Annotated in this window: 1 protein-coding gene; it reads left to right on the top strand. The window is 77.0% G+C overall.

What is annotated here, in order from left to right:
- Positions 1–2,061 (top strand): cytochrome P450 (locus ACWDCZ_RS40655; RefSeq protein ID WP_449818631.1); only part of this gene is annotated, 2,061 nt, incomplete at its 5' end.
- Positions 2,062–2,143: the final 82 nt, after the last annotated feature.

Here is a 2,143-nt window from a genome sequence, read left to right as displayed (position 1 = left end):
AACCCGGAGCTGTTCGACCCGTCCCGGTTCGACCCCGAGTGCGAGGAGGCCCGCTCCCCGCACGCCTTCAAGCCCTTCGGCACCGGCGAACGCGCCTGCATCGGACGGCAGTTCGCGCTGCACGAGGCCGTCATGCTGCTCGGCATGCTGGTCCACCGCTACCGGCTGATCGACCACACCGACTACCGGCTGACCATCAAGCAGACGCTCACCATCAAGCCCGACGACTTCACCCTCGGCCTCGCCCGGCGCACGCCCGGCCGGGCCGCGACCGCCTCCGGCTCCACCGCTGCTGCCACCGGCAGTGCCGAGCGGCCCCGGACGGCCGGGCGGGTCCGCCAGGGGACCGGGCTGCTGCTCCTGCACGGCTCCAACTACGGCGCCTGCCGGGAGTTCAGCCGGCAGCTCGCGGAGGCCGCCGCCGACCTCGGCTGCGAGGCGGAGACCGCCCCGCTGGACGCGTACGCGGACGGGCTGCCCACCGACCGGCCGGTGGTGATCACCGCCGCCTCGTACAACGGGCAGCCGACCGACGACGCGGCCCGGTTCGTCCGCCGGCTCCAGGAGGCCCAGGAGGCTCAGGACGCCGGGGAGGGGCAGGAGGGCGGGACGGCCGAGGGCGTCGAGTACGCGGTGCTCGGCATCGGCGACCGCACCTACGCCGCGACCTACCAGCGCGTCCCGGGGCTGATCGACGACCGGCTCGCCGCGCTCGGCGGCACCCGGCTGCTGGCCCGCGCCGAGGCCGACGCCTCCGGCGACCTGGCCGGCACCGTACGGCAGTTCACCGCCGAGCTGCGCGAGACCCTGCTGGCGCGCTACGGGGACGCCGACGCCCCCGCCGAGGCGCGGCCGGCGGCCGCCTACTCGGTGACCGAGGTGACCGGCGGCCCGCTGGCCGCGCTGGCCGCCCGGCACGGCATGGCGGAGCTGACCGTCACCGCCGTCGGCAGCCTGACCGACCCCGCGTACCACCGGGTCAAGCGGCTGGTCCGGCTGGCCCTGCCGGAGGGCACCGGCTACCGGACCGCCGACCACCTCACCGTGCTCCCGGCCAACGACTCGGCGCTGGTCGAGCGCGCCGCCAAGCTGTTCGGCGCCGACCTCGACACGGTGCTGGGCATCGTGGCGCACCGGCGCACCGGACTGGCCGTCGACCGCCCGCTGACGGTGCGCGAACTGCTCACCCGCCACGTCGAGTTGCAGGACCGGCCGAGCGTCGAGCAGCGCGCCGCCCTGGCCGCGCTCAACCCCTGCCCGCCCGAGCAGGCCGCGCTGCGGGCGCTGTCCGAGGACGACCCGCGCACCCTGCTGGACCTGGTCGAGGACCACCCGGCCCTCCAGGGGCGGCTCGGCTGGCCGGTGCTGCTGGAGCTGCTGCCGCCGATCCGGCCGCGGCACTACTCGATCTCCTCCTCGCCCGCCGGCGACCCGGGCCGGGCGGAGCTGATGGTCTCGGTGCTCAGCGGGCCGGCCCGCTCGGGCCGGGGCACCTTCCGGGGCACCGGCTCCGGCTACCTCGACCGGGTGGCCGTCGGCGACAGCGTGCTGGCCCGGGTCCAGCCCTGCCGGGAGGCGTTCCGGATCGGCCACCGCACCCCGGTGGTCATGATCGCGGCCGGCACCGGCCTGGCGCCCTTCCGGGGCGCCGTCGCCGACCGCCGGGCGCTGCTCGCCGAGGGGGCCGGGCTCGCCCCGGCGCTGCTGTACTTCGGCTGCGACGACCCGGACGCGGACTACCTGCACCGCGGTGAGCTGGAGGCGGCCGAGCAGGCCGGCGCGGTCTCGCTGCGGCCCGCCTTCAGCGAGCGGCCGCGGGACGGGCGGCGCTACGTGCAGGACCGGATCGCCGCCGAGGCGGCCGAGGTCTGGGAGCTGCTCGAAGCCGGTGCCGAGGTGTACGTGTGCGGCGACGGCGCCCGGATGGCGCCGGGCGTCCGGGAGGCCTTCCGGACGCTGTACCGGGAGCGCGTCCCGGGCGCGGACGAGCAGGGGGCGCAGGCCTGGCTGCAGGGGCTGATCGAGGCCGGGCGGTACGTCGAGGACGTGTACGCCGGCTGACGGCCCACCCCTCCTGACACGGCCGTGGGTCACCGGCCTGCTCGGCGAGGGCGTCGCCGCCCGGCACCGCTTCGACCCGCAG

It is taken from the genome of Kitasatospora sp. NPDC001225 (assembly GCF_053597855.1).
Note: the sequence above shows the minus strand (reverse complement) of the source record. Positions and strands in the feature narration are given on the sequence as shown.